The 22,717-nt window shown below is 45.7% G+C and carries 16 protein-coding genes and 1 pseudogene; 10 read left to right on the forward strand and 7 right to left on the reverse strand.

Annotation, left to right across the window (positions count from 1 at the left end):
- Positions 1 to 47 precede the first annotated feature (47 nt).
- Positions 48 to 1,993: pseudogene (locus tag JGK20_RS16345) on the forward strand (DNA polymerase III subunit gamma/tau).
- A gap of 324 nt (positions 1,994 to 2,317) precedes the next feature.
- On the opposite strand, the gene JGK20_RS16350 reads toward JGK20_RS16345, so the two are convergent.
- The 4 genes from JGK20_RS16350 to tig all read right to left on the reverse strand — a co-directional run bounded on the left by JGK20_RS16350 (position 2,318) and on the right by tig (position 7,267).
- Complete coding sequence (locus tag JGK20_RS16350) at positions 2,318 to 3,175, reverse strand: GNAT family N-acetyltransferase (RefSeq protein WP_293231383.1); 858 nt, start codon at positions 3,173 to 3,175, stop codon at positions 2,318 to 2,320.
- Positions 3,176 to 3,399: 224 nt separating this feature from the next.
- Positions 3,400 to 4,743: an ATP-dependent protease ATP-binding subunit ClpX gene (gene clpX / locus JGK20_RS16355; protein ID WP_293155744.1), complete on the reverse strand. Its 1,344-nt coding sequence runs from the start codon at positions 4,741 to 4,743 to the stop codon at positions 3,400 to 3,402.
- Between the two features lie 9 nt (positions 4,744 to 4,752).
- Positions 4,753 to 5,442, reverse strand: coding sequence for an ATP-dependent Clp endopeptidase proteolytic subunit ClpP (gene clpP / locus JGK20_RS16360; protein ID WP_293181015.1), 690 nt, complete (start codon positions 5,440 to 5,442; stop codon positions 4,753 to 4,755).
- Between the two features lie 403 nt (positions 5,443 to 5,845).
- Positions 5,846 to 7,267, reverse strand: coding sequence for a trigger factor (tig, locus tag JGK20_RS16365; protein ID WP_293231386.1), 1,422 nt, complete (start codon positions 7,265 to 7,267; stop codon positions 5,846 to 5,848).
- Between the two features lie 1,123 nt (positions 7,268 to 8,390).
- Here tig and JGK20_RS16370 point away from each other — a divergent pair.
- The 8 genes from JGK20_RS16370 (at position 8,391) to JGK20_RS16395 (ending at position 18,426) form a co-directional block, all read left to right on the forward strand.
- Positions 8,391 to 9,437, forward strand: a complete 1,047-nt coding sequence (locus JGK20_RS16370) for an aspartate-semialdehyde dehydrogenase (protein ID WP_293181021.1) — start codon at positions 8,391 to 8,393, stop codon at positions 9,435 to 9,437.
- Positions 9,438 to 9,676: 239 nt separating this feature from the next.
- Positions 9,677 to 10,570, forward strand: coding sequence for a 4-hydroxy-tetrahydrodipicolinate synthase (gene dapA, locus JGK20_RS16375; protein ID WP_293181024.1), 894 nt, complete (start codon positions 9,677 to 9,679; stop codon positions 10,568 to 10,570).
- Positions 10,571 to 10,901: 331 nt separating this feature from the next.
- A complete protein-coding gene (locus JGK20_RS16380) occupies positions 10,902 to 12,794 on the forward strand; it encodes a ribonuclease J (protein WP_293196835.1) in 1,893 nt (630 codons plus the stop codon).
- 252 nt (positions 12,795 to 13,046) lie between these two features.
- A complete protein-coding gene (locus JGK20_RS34565) occupies positions 13,047 to 13,181 on the forward strand; it encodes a helix-turn-helix domain-containing protein (protein ID WP_363319154.1) in 135 nt (44 codons plus the stop codon).
- On the forward strand, positions 13,120 to 13,386 hold the full coding sequence (locus JGK20_RS34570) for a hypothetical protein (protein WP_363319161.1): 267 nt from the start codon (positions 13,120 to 13,122) through the stop codon (positions 13,384 to 13,386). The genes JGK20_RS34565 and JGK20_RS34570 overlap by 62 nt, the downstream gene beginning before the upstream one ends.
- A gap of 81 nt (positions 13,387 to 13,467) precedes the next feature.
- Positions 13,468 to 14,178, forward strand: a complete 711-nt coding sequence (locus JGK20_RS34575) for a transposase (RefSeq protein ID WP_363319694.1) — start codon at positions 13,468 to 13,470, stop codon at positions 14,176 to 14,178.
- A gap of 582 nt (positions 14,179 to 14,760) precedes the next feature.
- A complete protein-coding gene (locus tag JGK20_RS16390; RefSeq protein ID WP_293231389.1) occupies positions 14,761 to 16,170 on the forward strand; it encodes an extracellular solute-binding protein in 1,410 nt (469 codons plus the stop codon).
- A 3-nt stretch (positions 16,171 to 16,173) separates the two neighbouring features.
- Positions 16,174 to 18,426: an ATP-binding protein gene (locus tag JGK20_RS16395; protein WP_293231392.1), complete on the forward strand. Its 2,253-nt coding sequence runs from the start codon at positions 16,174 to 16,176 to the stop codon at positions 18,424 to 18,426.
- Positions 18,427 to 18,809: 383 nt separating this feature from the next.
- Here JGK20_RS16395 and JGK20_RS16400 read toward each other — a convergent pair whose 3' ends face one another.
- From JGK20_RS16400 to JGK20_RS16410, 3 genes are all read right to left on the reverse strand, one after another.
- Positions 18,810 to 19,085: a MoaD/ThiS family protein gene (locus JGK20_RS16400; RefSeq protein ID WP_293181036.1), complete on the reverse strand. Its 276-nt coding sequence runs from the start codon at positions 19,083 to 19,085 to the stop codon at positions 18,810 to 18,812.
- A gap of 95 nt (positions 19,086 to 19,180) precedes the next feature.
- On the reverse strand, positions 19,181 to 20,479 hold the full coding sequence (gene thrC, locus JGK20_RS16405; protein WP_293181039.1) for a threonine synthase: 1,299 nt from the start codon (positions 20,477 to 20,479) through the stop codon (positions 19,181 to 19,183).
- 411 nt (positions 20,480 to 20,890) lie between these two features.
- Positions 20,891 to 21,151 carry a MoaD/ThiS family protein gene (locus JGK20_RS16410; RefSeq protein ID WP_293181042.1) on the reverse strand — a complete coding sequence of 87 codons (261 nt, stop codon included), beginning with the start codon at positions 21,149 to 21,151 and terminating at the stop codon, positions 20,891 to 20,893.
- Between the two features lie 497 nt (positions 21,152 to 21,648).
- Between JGK20_RS16410 and JGK20_RS16415 the strand changes: the two genes are divergently transcribed.
- The gene (locus JGK20_RS16415) at positions 21,649 to 21,936 is read left to right on the forward strand and encodes a hypothetical protein (protein WP_193973219.1); all 288 of its coding nucleotides are present in this window, start codon (positions 21,649 to 21,651) and stop codon (positions 21,934 to 21,936) included.
- Positions 21,937 to 22,717: the final 781 nt, after the last annotated feature.

Here is a 22,717-nt window from a genome sequence, read left to right on the forward strand (position 1 = left end):
AACGTGTCCTTAGCTAAGATTACAGCTAATACCACAAATATTCGATCGTGACCTACGAACCCCTGCATCACAAGTATCGCCCTCAGACATTTGCCGAATTAGTCGGTCAAGAGGCGATCGCCCAAACTCTCACCAGCGCCATCCTGCAACAGCGCATAGCACCAGCATATCTATTCACCGGCCCCAGAGGCACCGGTAAAACCTCTAGTGCCAGAATTTTTGCCAAATCCCTCAACTGTATTTCTACCGGCGCCCCTACCCCGACACCCTGCGGCAAATGCAACGTTTGTCAAGAAATTGCCCGAGGTTCCACACTAGATGTCATCGAAATCGACGCCGCCAGTAACACCGGAGTAGACAACATACCTTAGAAGAACCGCCAGATCGCGTCGTATTCGTCCTCGCCACCACCGACCCCCAAAGAGTATTACCAACCATCATTTCTCGGTGCCAAAAATTCGACTTCCGCCGGATTCCCCTCGACTCAATGACCTCTCATTTACACAAGATTGCCCAATTAGAAAATATCAATATTGCCAGCGATGCCGTACAAATGGTTGCTCAACTCGCCCAAGGAGGACTGCGAGATGCAGAAAGTTTGCTCGACCAACTCAGCTTATTTCCCGGTCAAATAACCATCGAAAAAGTTTGGGATTTAGTCGGCGCAGTTCCAGAAAATGACTTGATGGAACTACTACAGGCGATCGCAAACGATAACGCTACAGCATTAATAGACATGACCCGGCACCTCATGGATCGCGGACGGGAACCACTAATCGTGCTGCAAAGCCTCGCCAGCTTTTACCGAGATTTGCTAATAGCAAAAGCAGCACCACAACGGTCAAATTTAGTAGCTTTAACCGCCGCAACTTGGGAAAAACTCTGCGATTTTGCCCGCAATTGGGACGCCGAGTTAATTCTGGCAAGTCAGAAACACTTGCAAACCCACGAAGTACAAATTAAAAACACCACTCAGCCGCGATTGTGGCTGGAAGTAACGCTGTTGGGATTGTTGCCTTCAGCCATTAGAACTCAGCCACAACCAACAGCCCAACCAGGTAGAAATATTGCTCAATCCCAAATTCACCCCCCCGAACCCCCCCAAGCTTTGGGGGGGAGTTCCACAGCTAATATCGAACAGCCTCCCGCAGCCAAACCTCAAAATCCGCCACCGACTTCGCAACCTATTGTCGATCGCACACAAAGCACACCTCCTGCCCCGATTCCCGAAGCGATACCAACTGCTGAAACGAGTCAAACCAATTATTCACCAACTAATTTAGGTAGCGAAATTGATTTAGATAAAGTGTGGCAACAGGTACTCGATCGCGTGCGGCCCCACGGGACTCAATCGCTACTCCGGCAACACGGACAGCTAGTAATGTTTAGCAATGATACGGCTTATGTTAAGATTAGTTCGCAGCCGTTGCTGAATATGGTTAAAGACAAAGTACCTAATATTGAAGAAGCTTTTTTGCAAGTGTTTAACAGTCGAGTAGCAGTAAAAGTAGTTTTAACAAATCCCGCTGCAACTAATAGTTCCCGCACCCAAGATTTGCCCAATTCTAACGAACGTGTTGCCGAAACTCCTCGGAATTCTCCTGCTGCGATCGATGAGAATCAACAGGTAGAGCACTCGGGTAATTCTGAGATGGCAGGTAATTTTTTGGGGGACGGAGGAGAAGAGCAAAAACACTCTTGGGCGAACGAAAATACTGCTGCTAATGTGCCAAATGTTTCTGAACCGTTGCGGCAGATCAACACTTCTACAGACTCTCAGAATGAGTTAAATGCTCAGGCTGTAGCGGTACGGGCTGATGCTCAAGCTGTCGCGAATACGAGCAAGCAATGGGCTGATATGTTTGACGGGCAAGTAGTCGATTTGTCGGATGATTTAGAGATTTGGGAGTCGGAAACTTTTAGATTGGAATCTGAACCGGATTTTCCTGAGTTATCTTCTGATGTTGATGAGGATGATTTAATCGATTGGTAATCGATTGATTTTGGGAGTTCAATCAAGATGTTTGTAGTGAGGACTTTAGTCGGCTAATTTAGGGCTTGCTGAAAAAGTGTACGTACTGGAAAAACGAGGCTACACAGATTAACAAATAGTAGGTTGATGGCTAAATTTCCCAAATTTAGCCATCAACGAACAAGGACAGTGCAAGGGTTTTGAGAATCTATAATCCTATAACTTGCACTTGTGAGAGTTTCAAAAGATTGAAGCCGTTATCTGGAAAACTTTCTACTTTTATTCAGCAAGCCCTAATTTAGATGCGGACTAAAGTCCTCACTACAAACCTATTTGACAGGTGTTTTACTGGGGCGGGAGGGAAATGTGGAGAATTTCGTCGTTGGCGCAGCCCTCGGAGCCGATCGCCGAAAATCCCGCCCTAGTGTAAACTCGAAATTCCTGCTCGTGTAGCGTCATCAAAAAAGCCACCGTAACACCCGCGTCAAAAGCCTCTCGCAACAACCGCGCCGTCAAAGCCCCTGCAATACCCCGCCGCCGAAAAGCAGCCGGCACACCAATTCCCGCGATTTCCGTCGTCTGGTTTTGCGGTGGCGTGCAGATTCCAGCGCCCGCAGGTTCGCCCGTTGCTGCGACGCGGGCGAGTACCGCAATCCCACCCGCCGCCAGAGTTTTCCGAAGACTGTCAACATCTTCAGGGCTGGGTGCAGCCTCTCCATAAGCCTCGTTTTGCGCCGCCACAGTACCCAAAAGTTCGTCATCGGAAACTGGCAGAATTAGCTCGATTTCCGGCGGAATCGGCAGCAATTTCTCCGATCCCGGAGTGCAAATCATCAGCGGTAAGCGTCCCTCAACGGTGAAACCAGCGGATATCAGGGCTTCTTCGACAGCGGGCGCGAGTTTCGTGACATACTCCAAACGTGGCTGTCGATCGCGGTCAGAGTACGCAGCAATTAGTGCGTTAACATCGGCGAGGGAGGGTGTGGCGCCATCTTCGGGAATCGCATAATTCAGATAAGGGTTGGTGGTGTGGGGGCTGAATGTAGCGAGGAAGGGGCCGATATGCTCGGTGTCGCGCTGCTGGCTGGCGGCAAAACGCAGGTATGCTTGAATGCGAGATTCCATAGATTTATTGCAAAAATAGTTAGGACGGGCAGGATGCCCATCCCACAAAAACTTTTTTTCTTCTTGTGGAACGGGCATCTTGCCCGTCCAAAAATAAGACGGGCAGGATGCCCATCCCACAAAAACTTTTTTTCTTCTTGTGGAACGGGCATCTTGCCCGTCCGAAAATAAGACGGGCAGGATGCCCATCCCACAAAAACTTTTTTTTCTTGTGGAATGGGCATCTTGCCCGTCCGAAAATTTGATGAGAAGGAATTTTACAATTTTGTACGATCAAATTGCTATCCTGAAAACCGATGCTTTTAAGCTGATTCTGGTTTTGGCAACGAAGACGGAAGCACCAACAATTCGGCAGTCGATCGCTTCTCAACCATTTCCTTAGTAATCGTACACCGTGTCACATCCTTGCGCGACGGCAACTCGTACATCACATCTAACATTAATTCTTCGACAATTCCCCGCAGTGCCCGCGCTCCTGTTTTGCGGCGGTATGCCTCTTGCGCGATCGCCCGAATCGCATCCGTCTTAAACTCCAACTGTACATTATCCATTTTTAGCAGCTTTTGATACTGCTTCACCAAAGCATTGCGGGGCTCCGTCAAAATCGCCATCAGCGTTTCCTCATCCAGCGGCTCTAACACCGCCGCCACCGGCACCCGCCCGATAAACTCTGGAATCATCCCATATTTTACCAAATCGTCCGGTTCCAGTTGCTTGAGCACATCAGCGGCCCGCTTTTCCTTCGGCTGAGCTTCTCCCGGCTGAATAAAACCCATTGACTTTTTACCCGTTCTCTGCTCGATCACTTTTTCCAAACCGACAAAAGCGCCACCGCAAATAAACATAATATTGCTGGTATCAATTTGGATGCAATCTTGATACGGGTGCTTGCGGCCGCCTTGGGGTGGTACATTGGCGATCGTCCCCTCCAGCATTTTCAGCAAAGCCTGCTGCACTCCTTCCCCAGAGACATCCCGAGTAATCGAAGGATTTTCGCTCTTGCGGGCAATTTTGTCAATTTCATCAATATAAATAATTCCGCGCTGCGCCTCTTCCACGTCCATATCTGCCACTTGCAGCAGCCGCAGCAAAATATTTTCCACATCTTCTCCGACATAGCCGGCTTCCGTCAGCGTCGTCGCGTCAGCCACCGCAAACGGCACGTCCAGCATATCCGCCAAAGTCTGAGCCAGGAGAGTTTTGCCGCAGCCCGTCGGCCCGATTAACAAAATATTCGATTTTTGTAGTTCTACTTCTTCCGGCGGGTGCTTGCCGCTATTTTTGGCATGGATAAAGCTGAGGCGCTTGTAGTGGTTGTAAACTGCCACCGAGAGGACTTTTTTCGCCTCCTCTTGACCGATCGCATTTTCGTCGAGATAATTTTTAATTTCCCTCGGCTTGGGAATTTGGCTCATCGAGATACTTTTGCCCGAGGTAGCGCGGCGTTTTTGCGTTGTTTCCTGCTTCGGAACCGCTGCTGCTGCGGGCACAGCACTCGAATCAAACAACTCCTCATCTAAAATTTCATTGCACAAATCAACGCATTCATCGCAGATATAAACCCCGGGGCCTGCGATTAACTTTCGCACTTGCTCTTGAGACTTGCCGCAAAACGAACATTTTAGATGGGAGTCGTACTTAGACATAACAGCCTCTTAATTCAGTGCAGTGACGTTTTCTCCCGCAGCCGGAAGGTTTTCTTTTGCGATAACTCGATCGACCAATCCGTAATCTTTGGCTTCATCGGCTGACATAAAAAAGTCGCGTTCTGTATCTGCCTCTAATTTGTCGATCGGTTGACCAGTATGGTGCGCTAACAATTGATTCAGCTTACGCTTATGATAAAGGATTTCTTTGGCTTGAATCTCAATATCTACTGCTTGACCTTGAGCGCCTCCGAGCGGCTGGTGGATCATAATCCGGGAACTCGGAAGAGACATCCGCTTTCCGTGGGCTCCCGCTGTCAGCAGAAATGCGCCCATACTTGCAGCCAAACCGTAACAAATCGTCACCACATCCGGGCGAATTTGCTGCATGGTATCATAAATTGCCATACCCGCCGTTACCGAGCCGCCGGGGGAATTGATGTACATTTGGACATCTTTTTCTGGGTCTTCGGCATCTAGATACAATAGCTGAGCTACGATCGAATCAGCCACTTCGTCGGTTACCGGAGTTCCTAAAAACACAATGCGCTCCCGCAGCAAGCGCGAGTAAATGTCAAATGCCCGCTCGCCCATCCCCGACTGTTCTAGTACCATCGGCACTACATTGCTGGGGCTGGAGCTGACATCAAAATCGTTATAGCTTGTAATTAGGTAATTGGAAGATTGAGATACCACCATAAGACACCAGTCAAGGATTCTAGACAATTTGCTGCTGTTGAAAGCTTGAAATTAAGCCGCCAGCTTTTAACTATTATGCCTCTTCTGAACTCAGATGGGGGGAATGGGGAGTTTTGAGTATTCAATTTCTTGGTGCGAAGCTGGCGTGACTCGAAACGCTCCGATGGTGCATGAGTTAAAACGCTTAGTTACAAATCAACGCTGTTTCTAGTGCGCGCCCCAATCTTGTGTAGAACTTAGCAACAGAAACCTGGTTTCTTCGCAAAATCTCGGTTGGGTGGCGAGACATCTACATAGAAACCGGGTTTCTAGCCCCCGTGCATTCAGTTCTGTTTTAGTCAGCAGAAGGGTTCACACCGTGAACCCTTCTGGTTGTACTTTCTCGAAGCCAAACTAGAAGGTTTTACTCTTCGCCTACGACTTCCACGTCGATCGCGCTCGTGACTGCTTCAGCAGACTCTTCGGCGTCTGATTCTTCTGCTTCTTCCTCTGCTGCTGGAGTCAAAGAGCCTTCAGGTACGAGTTCAATTGTCCCTTTTTCTTCCAACCATTTCAGGGTTTTTTGTTTTAGCAAGTCTTCTGCTACAAATTCCCGCAACTTTTCAGGGTCAAAATTCCCTTTGGGAAACTGCTTTCTGACTTTTGCTACTTCTGCTACTACTTCTGCTGGTTCAACAGATAAGGATTCCAGCTTGGCTACTTCTGCCAGAGCTAGAGTTTGTTTGAGCCTTTCTACTGCTTCCGGACGAGAGCGTTCCCGCATCGGGCCGATATTTTGTTCGGTAAACAGTTGGTTGATATCTATGCCATAATTTTTCAACTGCATGGCTTGTTGGTTGAGCAAATAATCGATTTCGCGATCGACCATTGTTGCGGGAATTTCCACATCTATGAGCTGAACCAGTGCTGCTGATATGGCTTTTTCCTTATTAACTGATAACTTGTTTTCTTGCTCTGTTTTAAACCGAGTTTCGAGGGATTCGCGCAGTTGTGCTAAAGTTTCAAACTCGCTAACTTCTTGGGCAAAGTCGTCGTCCAACTCCGGCAATTCCTTTTCCTTCAGTTCTTTCAGAGTAATCGTAAATACTGCTGGTTTTCCCGCCAATTCTTCACTGCTATATTCATCAGGGAACTGGACGGAAACTTCTCTAGTTTCTCCGGGGTTCATCCCGATCATGCCTTGAATAAAGCCCGGTACAAACTGATTCTCCGACAATTCTACTTGAAAGTCTTCGGCATCGCCGCCGGGAATTTCTGCGGGAGTTTCACCTTCGGCTGCTTCGGTAAATCTACCTGCGAAATCAACCAAAGCCATGTCTCCCAATTGAGCTGGCCGGCCTTCTACGGGGATTAAAGTCGCTTTGTCCGATCGATATTTTGCCAGTACCTCATCTACCTGAGCCTCATCATACTTAACTTCTTCTGCTTGAAGCTGCAAGCCGGTGTACTGACCCATTTTTACTTCGGGTTCTACATCAACCTTAGCCGAAAAAGTCAGAGGCTGTTCTGGATCGAACTTTCCTAGCAATTCTTCAAACTCAGTGCGGAGTTCAAAACTGCCAATTGCCGGAATTTTTTCTTGTTCGAGAGCTTTTTGCAGTGAATCATTAATCAAATTTTCCAAAGCTGTAGCTTTCAAGCGAGTCTGGCCCAGGCGCTGTAGCAAAACTTGGCGGGGAACTTTGCCTTTGCGGAACCCAGGAATATTGACCTCGCGAGCGAATTGTTTAATTACCTGCTCGTAAGCTTGTTTTGATTTTTCTGATGGCACTTCGATTTCCAAACCAATTTGACTGGCTGGAAGTTTTTCCTGGGTTACTTTCATCGGCTTTTGTGATATTTAACAATTTTGATAAAATACATACAAATCTGACTTTGCTTGCATTTTAAGTTTGTACGCTTTGACTTGTAGCGACATAACTACCAACACCTCTACCGGATGAGACTGTAAGTCGTTTCCGGCTACTTTTTTCGCTCTTGCCAAATAGTTTTGGTTTGAGGATACTAGGTTTTGCTGCTAGGAATGTGGAGGTTAAGTCCAGTGACGCTCCTACACCAATTGCAAGCGTTATGGTGTAGGCATCTGAGTCCTGTTAAGGATATCCAGATCTTCCTTCAAGGTACTCCAATTGTTTCCCTCTACGGCATTTTATAGTGAGGAACACGTCCCGCCCCACTCTTGGTTTCAAAAATGAAATTCCAAGCACCTTCGTGCCTTGAAAATTTTACTCGCAGGAGGCCGCCACAATTAAATGTGTCACTTCCCTACGAAACCCCCTATCTTCAGTTGTCAAGGTTCAGTATATTGGTAGCATTTTCGGCTGCCCAATAACTACAATCGTAGCATTCAAACCCTTACTGGGGAAAGTTTTGGTTCTATTTGCTCGTCTCCTGATTCACCCGCCCACTCCCAAGACCTGCGCTTGTTGGCAGGCGGGTGGAATCGTCATCTCGCTCGCCTTTCATCCCACAGTAAGTGGAGTATTACTATACTGTGGGGATTTCCGTCTGTCGAGCTAATAGCCGATGCACCATAGCATATATCGCCCTCGGATGTCAATCCGACCGGCATGAGCGGGCGATCGGATTGAATGGATGCGTTTGCTCAAATGCAGGTATCCCAAAACCAACTTGATGTGGATTGGGCGCGAGCAGATGGCAAAAGATGCTAAACTAAGATTGAGTACGATCGACCACCTCGGTTACTTGCACCCTTGCCATCTGCTCGCGCCCTGATGTCGCATAAAATTAATTTAGTTCGATCGGCTACTGTGCATTGAAATTGTATATTTCCTAAACCGATCAAAAATCCTCTCTCTCCCCCCCTCTCCCCCTCTCCCCCTCTCCCCCTCTCCCCCTCTCCAGATGCACAAAAGCTTATTCAGTATTGCAGTTATTTAAATTTTAGATTTCGATCGTTTAGACTCTAATTTGTGGAGGAAACTAATTTGTCTCAATCCTATCGAGTTGCCATTTTAGGAGCCACCGGCGCAGTCGGTGCCGAGTTACTAGAACTCCTGCACAGCCGGAGTTTTCCCATTTCAGACTTGAAGCTGCTGGCTTCGGAACGTTCAGCAGGCACAACTTTGCCCTTTGGCGGCGAGATGCTGCCGGTCGAAGCTGTATCGGAGCGATCGTTCGATAATGTAGATCTAGTGCTCGCCTCCGCCGGCGGTTCTATCTCTAAACTGTGGGCTCCGAAAGCAGTGGCAGCCGGGGCCGTGGTAATCGACAATTCCAGCGCTTTCCGTATGGATGCGACGGTACCTCTAGTTGTTCCCGAAGTCAATCCCCAAGCTGCGGCAACTCACCGAGGTATCATTGCTAATCCCAACTGCACCACGATTTTGATGGCAGTTGCCGTTTGGCCGCTGCACAAAGTTAAACCAGTCAAGCGCATAGTTGTAGCGACTTACCAGTCTGCCAGCGGCGCGGGCGCCAGGGCAATGGAGGAAATGAAAGATCAAGCCAGAGCAATTTTGGCAGGGGAAATTCCCAAAACCGATATTTTTCCCTACCCCTTGGCTTTTAACTTGTTTCCGCACAATACACCAATTAACGATTTAGGGTATTGTGAGGAAGAGATGAAAATGGTCAACGAAACTCGGAAGATTTTTGGTACTGACGAGATTAGAATTAGTGCGACTTGCGTCCGGGTTCCCGTACTCCGCGCCCATTCGGAGGCGATTAATCTGGAGTTTGCAGAGCCTTTTAGCCCGATCGACGCTAAGGAAATCTTAAAGGAGGCGATCGGCGTTAAGCTGGTAGAAGACTGGCAAGCTAATTATTTCCCGATGCCCGTCGAGGCCAGCGGTAAGGATGAAGTGCTAGTCGGCAGGATTCGCCAAGATATTTCTCACCCCTGCGGGTTGGAGATGTGGCTGAGCGGCGATCAAATTCGCAAAGGGGCTGCTTTAAATGCGGTGCAAATAGCTGAGTTGCTAGCAGACAAAGGTTTGCTGCAAATCCAACAAGCAGCGGCTATTTCTACTTAGGGCGAGTGGGCCCAAAAAATAGATGCAAGTCCCCTACGTCAGGAGTGGAGATCTCAAAATTTTAGAGCCTAGTTGAAGAACCCAGATTCATCTGTGGAGTCAATTTAACATCTAAAATTTAACATCTAAAATCGACTGAATCTGACAATAGGGCAATTGAAATGAAGATTTTAGATAAATCTTGCATCTGAAATCAAAAATTTAAAATCAAAAATCAACAGTCTAAAATCGGAGAAAGTGTGGTAAAGTTTGGACGGGTTCTGACTGCAATGATTACGCCGTTTAAGGAAGACGGCAGCGTTAACTATGCGGTAGCAGAACAATTGGCAATTCATTTAGCCGATCGCGGTACGGATAGCTTGGTAATGTGCGGAACTACGGGCGAATCTCCCACTATGAGCTGGGATGAAGAGTACCAATTATTTCAGGTGGTACAAAAGGCAGTAGCCGGTAAAGCTTTGGTAATCGCAGGAGCCGGGTCGAATTCGACCTCAGAAGCCATCGAAGCTACGCAAAAAGCAGCTAAACTCGGGTTAGACGGCTGTTTGCAGGTAGTTCCTTATTACAACAAGCCGCCGCAAGAAGGTTTGTACAATCATTTTCGGGCGATCGCGCAATCTGCTCCAGAATTGCCTATAATGTTATATAACATCCCCGGTCGCACTGGCCAGAATATGTTGCCCGAGACAGTAGCTCGATTGGCAGAAATCCCCAACATTGTGGCAGTCAAAGAAGCAAGTGGCAACCTAGATCAAGCAAGTCAAATTCGGTGCTTGACATCACCGGAATTTGCGATCTATTCTGGAGATGATTCCCTAACTTTGCCAATGTTGGCGGTAGGAGGATCTGGTGTAGTTAGCGTAGCCAGCCATCTGGTAGGAGAGCAACTGCAACAGATGATTAAAGCTTTCGAGGCCGGTCAAGTTCAAGTCGCTACCCAGATTCACTTGCAACTTTTTGACCTGTTTAAAGCTCTTTTTCTCACCACAAATCCCATTCCTGTTAAGGCAGCTCTTAAACTTCAAGGCTGGGATGTGGGTTCCACCCGTCCGCCCCTGTGCGCTCCGCCCGTTGAGGTAACTCAAAAGTTAAAGGACGTACTGAGTCAGCTAGCCGCAGTATCTGCTAGCTAGATAGGCGAGAACGAGTTTTCAGACAACTGAATATTAGTTGCCATCGGTCAGTAGTGCGAGCCTCGGAACTCGCGAACGTCATCAGTCATTAGTCATTAACTGTTAGTAAGTAACTGACTGTCAAGGATTAAAGACTGGGAATAAAAGACTCAAGACTGAAGACAACTGACTGTACGGGTTCGCAAAACCCGCAGGGGAGTTTTCCATCATAAATATGTGGAAAAAAATCGCCCTACTAACCAACAGCCGAAAAAAGACGACAGACAAAAGACGACAGACAAAAGACAACAGACAACAGACTCATAACAAAAATAACTAACAAAGGATACGCATGATCAAAAATACAACTGCATCAGCTCTAAAAGTTATTCCCCTCGGCGGGCTGCACGAAATCGGTAAAAACACTTGTGTGTTCGAGTACGGCGACGAAATAATTCTTTTAGATGCAGGTTTAGCTTTCCCCACAGATGGAATGCACGGTGTAAATATTGTCCTCCCAGACATGACTTACCTGCGGGAAAACAACCACAAAATTAAAGGTATGATCGTGACTCACGGTCACGAAGATCACATCGGTGGCATCCCCTATCACCTCAAACAATTTGAAATTCCAGTCATCTACGGCCCGCGCTTGGCGATGGCTTTGCTAGCCGGAAAATTGGAAGAAGCCGGAGTGTCTCACCGCACTGAATTGCGGACTGTTCGCCCCCGGGATACAGTCAGAATTGGTAAGCATTTCTTAGTTGAATACATTCGCAACACTCACTCGATGGCCGACAGTTTCACTGTGGCAATTCACACTCCCGTCGGAATTATTATTCACACTGGAGACTTTAAAATTGACCACACTCCTGTAGACGGCGAGCATTTTGATTTGCAAAAGCTGGCGGAGTACGGCGAAAGAGGCGTGCTGTGCTTGATCAGCGATTCTACTAACTCGGAAGTTCCTGGTTTTACCGCTTCAGAACGTTCTGTAGCTCCGAATTTAGACAGAATTATCGCTCAAGCAACGGGACGAGTGATGCTGACGACTTTTGCTTCTTCGGTACACCGATTGCAAATTGTTTTGGAATTGGCTAAGAAAAACAATCGGTATGTCGGAGTGGTTGGCCGCTCGATGCTGAACGTCATCGCTCACTGCCGCAATCTCGGCTACATCAAATGCGAAGATAGTATTTTCAAACCGTTGAAAGAAATCCGCAATTTGCCAGATGACAAGGTTTTGATTTTAACTACAGGTTCCCAAGGCGAACCGATGGCGGCGATGACTCGCATTGCTAACGGCGAACATCATGAAGTGAAAATCAGAAAGGGCGATACAGTCATTTTCTCGGCTAATCCGATTCCTGGAAATACGATCGCAGTGGTAAATACGATCGATAAACTGATGATGCTGGGAGCAAACGTGGTTTACGGCCGCGACAAAGGAATTCACGTTTCCGGCCACGGCTGTCAAGAAGACCAAAAGTTAATGATTAACATGACTCGTCCCAAGTTCTTCTTACCCGTCCACGGAGAACACCGGATGCTGGTTCAGCACTCCAAGACTGCTCAAAGCATGGGCATTCCCGCGAGCAATATGGTGATTATTGACAACGGCGATGTGGTTGAGTTGACCGAAAATTCGATGCGACTCGGTACTAAAGTGCCTTCAGGAATTGAATTGGTAGACTCTTCGCGATCGGGCGTAGTCAAAGCAAACGTCCTCAAGGAACGTCAGCAGTTAGCCGGAGATGGCGCTGTAACGGTAGCGGCAGCTTTGAACTGGGAAGGCAAGTTAGTCGCTAAGCCAGAAGTCCACTTAAAAGGTGTAGTGACATCCGCCGATCGCGCGGAAACGATCGGACTAATCAATCAAACCATTGAAACAGTTTTGAGCGATCGCTGGTCGGAATTTGTCCTACCTGCTACTGCTGAATCGCCAGTTAATGTTGACTGGGTAGGAGTTCAAACCCAAATCGAAAAAGCAATTGGGCGAGTGCTGCGCCGGCAACTGCAAAGCAATCCGATGCTGGTATTCCTGATGCAAATTCCTGAAGAAGCAGTGCGATCGGAATTTGTGCAAAGAGCTCAGCTTTCGATTGAAGCACCTAAGCTAGCATCATCATCATCACCATCATCATCATCACCATCATTGCCATCCCCAGTACCAGTCCCGGCTAACGCAGTAACAGGTCGTCGTCGTCCTCGGACTGCTGCAAAAGTAGCTTCCGTTGTCTCCTAGTATTAGTAATCCCTGGCTTTGCGCCAGGGATTTGTTTTTCAACGGCAGATAATATCAAATCCGGTAGCATTGGAATTATAAGAGTGCGATCGTCTTAGCGATCGATCTATGTCGCTTTTCGATCCGCTCGCACTCTCACCAAAAGAATGGGTCTGAAGCCCCGTCCTTATAGGACGGCTTTAATTCTCTTTAATTTTATCGATTAGATCAATAATATATGGTATGGTCGAGTAAATCAAACAGCAAAAAATAATGAAAGCAAGGTATCAGTACAGAATCTATCCAACCGACCAACAACGACAGAGCTTGGCTCAATTGTTTGGCTGTGTTCGAGCTAGCCTGGAACGATGCTCTTGCACTTTGCAAGCAATCAGAAAGAAGATTTAAATCAGCAGAACTCCAGAAAATAGTAATTACTCAAGCCAAGCAATCCGAAGAAAGAGCCTGGCTAAGGGAAGTATCGGTAGTTCCTTTGCAGCAATCCGTAGCCGATTTGGAGACAGCTTTTAAGAACTTTTTCGATTCCTGCAAAGGAAAGAGAAAAGGACGTAAAGTTGGGTATCCCAAGTTCAAAAAGAGGACTAACAATTAATCTGCTAGATTTACTCTTCGCGGTTTCTCCAGGTCGGAGGACGGTGGTGTCTATTTAGCCAAGATTGGGATTGTCAAGCCGATTTGGTCGCAAAAGTTACCATCTGAGCCTAGCTCTGTCACGGTAATCAAGGATTGTACAAACCGCTATTTCCTGAGTTTTGTCGTAGAAGTTCAGCCAATTCAGTCTGAGGCTAAGAATCCAAGTATCGGGATTGATTTAGGGATTAAAACCTTTGCGGTGATGAGTAATGGCGAGAAAGCCGAAAGTCCTAGCTATAAAAAGTTAGACCAGAAAGTTCGCAAACTGCAACGCAAATTAGCCCGCCAACCAAAAGATTCTAGGAGAAGAAATGTAACTCGCATCAGAATTGCCAAGTTGCACAATCAAATTGCCGATACCCGTAAAGATTTCCTGCACAAATTGTCAACCAAAATAGTTAACGAAAACCAAGTGATTGTTTTGGAGGATTTGAACGTGTCGGGCATGGTCAAAAACCGGAAGCTTTCCAGGGCAATTAGTCGGCAAGGATGGAGAGAATTCCGAACACTTTGCGAGCGTCAGTCGGAGAAGTTTGGTAGGGAGTTCAAAGTAATTAGTAGATGGGAACCTACCAGTCAAGTGTGTGCAGACTGTGGGTTTAAATGGGGCAAGATTGATTTATCTATTCGTTCGGTTCTTTGTTTAAGTTGTGGCACCGAGCAAGATAGAGATGAGAATGCTGCTAAGAATATAGAACAAGTCGGGATGGGGAATCGCCACGACTTTAAACGGACGCGCTCGGGACTGTAAGACTACTTCGGTAGCTTTTCCCCGATGAAGCGTCAAGAATCACCGTTCCTTCAGGTCGGTGAGTATTTCAATCATCCAAATATATTATTCGGATGCCACCGGGAACGATCTAAATCCTATCGACCCTAAAAAGAAGGATTAGCTATTAAATTGGATCGATTTTTCATGGTATTTATTAAACAATGGGAGTGGTGGTAAAAGTTTTATTTTTACCACCACTCCCATTATTTAATTTTACTTAATTAAATGCTGAAACTTAAGCATTTATAGCAACCGCTTTCCTCAGTTATACCGTTTCAGTGTGAATGTTTTATAAAGCATCGAAAGTTAATTTTACCGAGCAACTAGGGCATCGGTTCAGTAAAAGAAATTGACACAAGTGGCATAGTATGTATGTTGATGTAGACCTTGGCAGGGCGATCGCATGAGGAAAAAAAAATGGTTGGCGATCGCGTCGCGATCTACTGTCGCCCTCATGCGATCGCCCCTACATAACACATATTTCGTTCTTTTTGTCAAAATATTCTACTGTACCGACGCCCTAGGGTAGACTATAAATAAGGTGTGACACCAATAAACTTTATGAAACGTAGAACATTTAATACACTACCTTTTTTTGCACTTGGACTCGGCTTCACAAGCTGCAATCCATTCCCATTTCATTCTGATTCCCCTCCTAGAGAGCGCGGTATTGAGTTGACTGGTGAAAATGATTCAAATTCCTTTGCTGCTCAAAATCAGCTTAACTGGATGGGGCACTGGTTAAGGGAAGATAAACGCGAGGTTTTGGTACGAGAAGTGGCACAAGAGTTCTCATTTTTACATCAGAATATCGCTCTCAAACTTAAATTTTGGCAACAACTGAATTTGGCGCATAAACCGGGGACAGCCAAAGCGATCGCATCTGCAATTCGATCGGGAAAGTTAGATTGGGATATTGTTTGGTTGGATGAAGATATTTACACCCTAGTTTCAGAAGAGTTAGGCAATCCTAAATGGGGAGAACAACATCTCGTCAACTTTGAAGAAGTTGCAGGATTTACAGAAACACAAAAACCTTTTATTATTCAAGATCCGAGCTATCGCAATCAAACCGGGGGATTTTTAGTCGGCCCTTATATAGAGGGATATTATCATGCGCTGTTTTATAATAAAAATGTTGCCGCTCAAATAGGCATTAATATCAAATATGAAGGAATGACTTTTGATGACCTCCTCGGTTATGCTGAAGCTGTAAATCTCTACAATCGCCAAACTAAAAATAACATCGCCACATTTTATGAGAGCAAAGATTGGATGACACTAGAGATTCTGTTTCAAAATTTAGTCAAATCAGAAATTTTAGATTTTAAGGAAGCCAAATCGGAAGTCGGTTCATCTGAAAAGAATGCTGCCCTCTTCAAAACATTACAAGCATTAGAAACGCTAGGTAAGTTTAATCCATTGATTCCATCGCATCGAGAAAATAATTGGGCAAATACCCGACATCTCATGTTGGACGATCGCGCTCTCTTTTATGTCAATGGCACTTGGATGTACAGCCACTGGCACGGAATGGATGCTCAAAAAATGTCTAAGATTGTCCCTGTAGAACTGCCTTATTTTCAAAAAACTAACCATTATTTAGGAGGTTATATCCCAACTTGGGGAGTCTTAAAAAACTCTAAAAATCGCGATAGCGCTATTAAATTGCTGATGAATTGGTGTACACCAAAAGTTGCAGAAAAATGGGTTCGCTATACCAGAAATCCGACGGGAATTAGGGGAAATCTCGCTGTTGCTGAATCTGGGATAGATAGTTTCGGAGAGTTTCAAAGTGATATCACTGCCCGGTATGGTGCCAATGTGCATTATTCTAACTACACGGGTTATCTATTTGGAGCCAAAAATCGCAATTTATCGAAGGTGCTTCATCAACAAATCAGAAATCTTCTAGCGGGTGAGATTACTGCTAAAAATTCCTACCAACAAATTTTATCGAAAATTCAATAAATCATGAAAAAGTTTTGGCAAAGCTTAGCATTTAAGATTGGGACAGCAGTCATTGGTGTTGAGATCGTTGCACTCACTTTAATGGGTTCTTACTATGTCAATCGATTTTCTAATGAGATTGATAAAACACTCACAACACAAATCCAATTGCCAGCAAAACTAATTGCTCAAGGGTTGCTAAATTATGAAGCAGTCAGAGATCGCGCTGTGATGGAAAACCTTGTGGGAGAAAAGTTATTAGATACATTAGCAATTGGAACTAACGGCAAAGTCTATTATTCGATGAATTCAGAGGATGTAGGCAAATCGGTTAAAGCGATCGCAGGCTTCAAGATTGAGGAAAACTTCGAGCAAACCTTTAAGGTGAAGCAAGTCATCGCAGTTTCCGATGGATTAATCCACATTGCACCGCTGCGTCTAGAAGATGGAAAATTGATTGGTTTTTTGTATATCAAAGCTGGAATCGAGCGAATTCAAAACCGCAAGAAAGACATTATTATTATATTTTTACTGGGGTCATCTGCTTGTATTGCTGCAACATCTGCTGCAATTTTATTGCTGTTTAATTCTACAATATTTAGCAGAATTAAAGAAATTTTACAGATTCTCAAACAAGTTGAATCCGGCAGTCTAGATGTGCGCTGCGATCGCAAAATTCAATCCGATGAAATAGGAGAGCTGCAATTGGGTGTGAACTCTACAATTGAGCGATTATCCGATTTGCTAAGTAACTTAGAACAGCGAGTTCGCGATCGCACTGAACAATTAGCAGGGGCTTTAAAGGAAAATAAAATTTTACTTGAAGAATCCCAACAGCGCGCGATCGAACTCAAACAAGCTAAAGAAGCTGCCGACAATGCCAATCAAGCCAAAAGCGAATTTCTCGCTAATATGAGTCACGAACTGAGAACTCCACTCAACGGCATTCTTGGTTATGCCCAAATCCTTCAACGTTCCAAGCACTTGGAGAAAAAACATAAAAAAGGATTGGGGATTATTTATCAATGCGGATATCACCTTTTAACTTTAATTAACGATATTTTAGACCTCTCTAAAATTGAAGCTGGCAAACTAGAACTCATTCCCACAGATTTCCATTTTCCCTCTTTTTTAGAAGCAGTTACCGAAATTTGTCGCATCCGTGCCGAAGAAAAAGGAATTGACTTTATATACGTACCCGAATCTAACCTACCTGTCGGTATTCATGCTGATGAAAAGCGGCTGCGACAAGTCTTAATTAATTTGCTGGGAAACGCCATCAAATTTACAGAACAAGGTGGCGTGACTTTCGCGATTCAAGCACAGGCGATCGCATCAGATCCATCAACCTATCGCTGGCGCTTCCAAGTTAGCGATACAGGAGTTGGGATGACTCCAGAGCAATTAGACACAATTTTTCTACCCTTTGAACAAGTGGGAAATACGAAAAAACAAGCAGAAGGGACTGGCTTGGGACTGGCAATTAGTTGGAAAATTGTGGAGTTAATGGGCAGTCAAATTAAGGCACAAAGCCAACTGGGTAAAGGAAGTATTTTCTCTTTCGATATAGAAGTTCCAGAATCGCAAAGTTGGGCAACAATTTCTCGCACCTCTCAACAAGGTACGATCGCAGGATATCGAGGCACAAAACAGTGCATTTTAGCGGTGGATGATAAGTGGGAAAATCGTGCAGTATTAGTTAATCTTCTTGAACCAATTGGATTTGAAGTTATCGAAGCAAGCAATGGAAAAGAAGCGCTAGAAAAAGCCGTTACACAGCCACCCGATGCAGTGATTACAGACTTAATGATGCCTGTGATGCACGGCTTTGAATTGCTGCAACACCTGCGCCAATCGCCAACATTGAAACAAGTCGTTGCGATCGCCTCCTCAGCCAGTGTCTTTGAAGCCGATCAATTTCAAAGTTTGGATGCGGGTGCAGACGACTTTTTGCCCAAACCCATTGACGCAGAATTGTTGCTGGCTTTGCTACAAAAATATCTGAAGTTGGAATGGGTGTATGAAAATGTGGCGACACCAGAACCGACACCTCCTGTATCCGACATCCGAGAGTCGCAGCTACCCCCAGCCAACCTTCTAGCGCAACTGAACGATTTAGTCAAATGGGGGGATTTAGACGAACTTGCCGAAGTTGCCGCATATGTACAACAAACTCATCCCGAATGCGCTGCTTTCGCTCAACACTTGATTCAACTGGCACAAAATTGTCAGGTGAATGAGCTAAGACAAGTATTAGGAAAAGCTGTTAATGCGTAAATATTTGAGATTAGACTATTGACTGATTTTATGATGCAGATATAGCAATCATTGCAGGAGTCGTAAAAGTTTTACCCCTCCCAACCCTCCCCTTACTAAGGGGAGAAAGTAAGAAATTCACAAATGATTTAGGATTGCTATGGTCAGAATACTGAACAAGAAAACAAGAAGTTGCTCTTTCGTCCTCCGACTATCAGGGGGATGCGAGGGGATCTCCGGGGAATTAACAGTGTTAACTGAACCGTATTGATTCATAAATCAGCTTTTTTAGTGTCAAATTTTCTCAAAAAAAATCAATCGATTTTAACCACAAATAAACGCAGATAGATTTAACAACTATCTGCGTTCATCTGTGTTTATCTGCTTAAATCTGCGGTCAAAAATCAACCACCAGCAACGGCTGGGACAATACTCACTTCATCACCATCTTTAAGAGCAGTTTCCGTACCTTCCAAAAACCGGATGTCTTCGCTGTTGACGTAGAAGTTGAGAAATCTTCGAGGCGATCCTTGTTCGTCGCACAGGCTTTTTTTGATGCCGGGACAATTTGTTTCTAACGCTTCAATCAGTTCGGAAATGTTTGCACCACCGCATTCTATTGTGGCTTGATTGTTAGTGAATTTTTGCAGTGGTGTGGGAATTAAAACTTTAACGGTCATGGTTAGTTGTTAATTGTGAGTTGTCAGTTGTGAGTTGTCAGTTGTTAATTGTTAGTTGTTGATTCCAATAACCAATAACCAACAACCAATAACTATTAAACAGAAGCTTGCTGCCATTCCAAACGTTCGAGTGTCCGGGCGCGTTCGAGGGCGCGCTCGAAGGCTTCCAGTTTTGGTTCGAGGGTGATGGGTTCGCCGATGTAACCTTGGACGGCTTCTTGGGTTTTCAAGCCGTTGCCGGTGATGTAGGCGACGGTGGTTTCTTCGGGGTCGATTTTACCTGCTTCTACGAGTTTTTTCAAGACTGCGATCGTCGTGCCGCCTGCGGTTTCGGTGAAGATGCCTTCGGTTTCTGCTAGCAGTTTCATGCCTTCGATGATTTCGGTGTCGCTGACGGATTCGATGTTTCCGCCTGTTTTGCGGGCGATGTCGAGGGCGTACATTCCGTCTGCTGGATTGCCGATCGCGATCGATTTAGCAATTGTATTCGGTTTGACTGGTGTTACGAAGTCGCGACCTTCGCGGTATGCTTGGGCGATCGGGGAACAGCCGTCAGCTTGAGCGCCGCTGAACCGGACTTTCTTGCCTTCAACCAAGCCGACTTCGGTGAATTCGTTGAAGCCTTTATAGATTTTGGTGAACAAAGAACCGGAAGCGAGGGGAGCAACTACGTGATCGGGCAATTTCCAACCTAGTTGTTCGATAACTTCGTAGCCGAGGGTTTTCGAGCCTTCGGAATAGTAGGGGCGCAAGTTGATGTTGACAAATCCCCAGCCGTGTGTATTGGCTACTTCGCAGCAGAGGCGGTTAACTTGGTCGTAGTTGCCGTGAACTGCCATCACAGTCGGATTGTAAATTAAGGTGCCTAGGACTTTGCCTGCTTCTAAGTCGGAGGGGATGAAGACTACGCAATCTAGTCCGGCGTGGGCGGCGATCGCAGCCGTGGAGTTAGCTAAGTTGCCAGTGCTGGCACAAGATACTGTTGTGAAACCCAATTCTCTCGCTCGGCTGAGGGCGACTGACACCACTCTGTCCTTAAAGCTCAGAGTGGGCATATTGACGGCATCATTTTTAATGTAAAGATTTTTGAGACCGAGGCGGCGCGCTAAGCGGTGGGATTTTACTAAAGGAGTCATCCCCGTGCCGACATCGATGACGTTTTCTGTAGCGACTGGTAAAAATTCGCGGTAGCGCCAGATTGAGTTGGGGCCTGCTTGGATGGTTTGGCGAGTGACGCGGCGGCGGATGGCGTCGTAGTCGTACTTGACTTCTAGCGGGCCAAAACAGCAATCGCAGACGTGCTTGGCTTGGAGTTCGTACTCTTCGCCGCATTCTTTACATTTGAGGGCTGTGAAGGTTGCTGCTGTGGATTGGGTTCTGGTCGCCTGGGTCATAGCTCAACTCTCTAGTTTTGCGATGTTTTCTTAAGTCTTAGGAAAGATTAGCACGCTCGATCTACCCCGTCAACTATACCCGATTTTTTTAGTCGGGATTAATTTTTGGCAGTTTCTTGCCCGAAATTGGAGGTTGACTGATAGTCCTCAATCTCTTTCTCAGAAAGGGTTTTAAGCTCTGCTGGGGAATGCTGGCCCAGAGGAAAATTATCTCAATTAACCGAACTCAAGAACAATTTTGCTGCAAAACTAATTTCAAAACTTTATAAAGTTTTTTGTGCTGGGTAAGTCCTAGACGCAACTCTCATATTTAAAGCAAAGGTACGTTGTTGCGATGCAAGCGCTCTTTCATAGATATAAAGAAAGAGCGCTGAAGCGCAACTACGTACCTTGAGGAAATCCAAAATTGTATTATCCACCGCTGACGGGGGGGATGAGTACAACTTCGTCGCCGTCTTGGAGGATGGTGTCGGGGGAGACGAATTCTAGGTTGACGCCGAAGCGGGTACGATCGCGCCACTGTTCTAATTGAGGGTATTGGCCGATCGAGCTTTCGAGCACTTCAGATACCGGGGTTTCGGGAGGAAGTTCTAGTGTAAGTTCCGAAACGCCGTAGGCTTCACTGAAGGCGGCGAATAGTTTAACGGTGATGGTAATCGAAGAGTTAGACACGGCTGTTTTGTGCGATCGACAGTTTGGCAATAATCAACTACACCATACAATTAATTGAGAATTACGCGCACCCAGGCTTAGAATTGAAAGCGGCAATCTTTAGTTAATTTTTAGCAGAGCTGGTAAAAATGACCGTTGATTGCAGCATAAAATCCGAACAGTCTTGTATGCCCATCGCTCTTACCAACCAGGCGTTAGAAGCAGTTGGCATCCACTTAAATGCAGCTAGCGAAGATTGAGTTAGCTGGTGTTGAGCCGAGGGCAAGACTACTTTTTGAGGAGGCGGTATCGATACTTCCCCGTAATTGTGGGAGAGTAGCAAAATATCGAACTAACTTTAGCGAGTAACAAAGCAGACTATGCTCTGCTAACTGGCTGATTCCCGACGAAAAATCTGGTTGTCCAGTCCAGCTTATAATTTCCAAAGCTTTGCTCCGCTTAGGAAGCGTGCCCTTCGATCTCAGAATAATAGTCAAGTTAACGCGAACCTGATATTTATGGCAAGTAACGATTTTAAAGTGCTTCAAATTATTGAAGCTAAAGGCTGGTATGCCTTTGGGAGTACGAAGCAAAGCCAGCACGTTGAGAGGTGGGTAAGGCCTGTGGTGTGTTGGGTTTTAATAGAAGATAAAAAAAAGCGGCGGATTGTGACTGCTACCGCTAGCTATCAGATCCAGATTGATGACAAAGAAGTCGAGTTTTTTGCCCATGAAAGCGAAATTCAAGATATCGAGAGCCTCCCCAAGTCTGTCTCGGTATCGGAATTTCTCAAAACAGAAGATTGAGATCGGGTGCACAAGGAGATTGTTTAACAAGTTATTAATCATTCCTTAGTAATTCCTTAAACTTGCTGCCGGATGCTTTTTCAATTGGAGGCAAAATCACTCTAATTGAGGAGAGGAGGAGAATTTATACTTTTGCCTTGCCTTCGGTATCTCTAGCCAAAGGTCTTCGGTACCCCAAAAAATAAAGAGGCCGGAAGATTGCTGGCATTGCCAACACGCTTCCGACCTTTGCTGAATAACAGGGTATGCATATGTTTTTAAAGTATGGCAGGCAAGCCTTATAAATATCAAGAGGACTATTGCAATCACCCACAGTAATTCCTTAAACTTGCTGCCGGATCCTTTTTCAATTGGAGGCAAAACCACTCTAATTGAGGAGATGCCAGATGAGAAGATAGCGAGAATTTATATTTTTGAGTTGCCTTGTGCGTCTCTAGCCGAAGGTTTTCAGTACCCAAAAAATAAAGAGGCCGAAAGATTGCTGGCATTGCCAACACGCTTCCGACCTTTGCTGAATAACAGGGTATGCATATGTTTTTAAAGTATGGCAGGCAAGTCTTCTAGATATCAAGAGGACTATTGCAATCACCCACTTTTACTTTTTGGGTATGTTTGCAAGGCTTCTACTATTTTAGACTGGAATTTTGAAATTTGAGGGCGGTGATGGTTACAGGTTAAGGATTCTAGCTATTTTTGTGTAGCACTCGCTACATAAAAAAGGCGGGTCGATCGCACATCCTGCCTAAATTGTTTGCATTCAAAGAGCAAAAGTGCGATGGCT

The sequence above is a fragment of the Microcoleus sp. PH2017_05_CCC_O_A genome (assembly GCF_020738785.1).
Taxonomy (GTDB): Bacteria; Cyanobacteriota; Cyanobacteriia; order Cyanobacteriales; family Microcoleaceae; genus Microcoleus.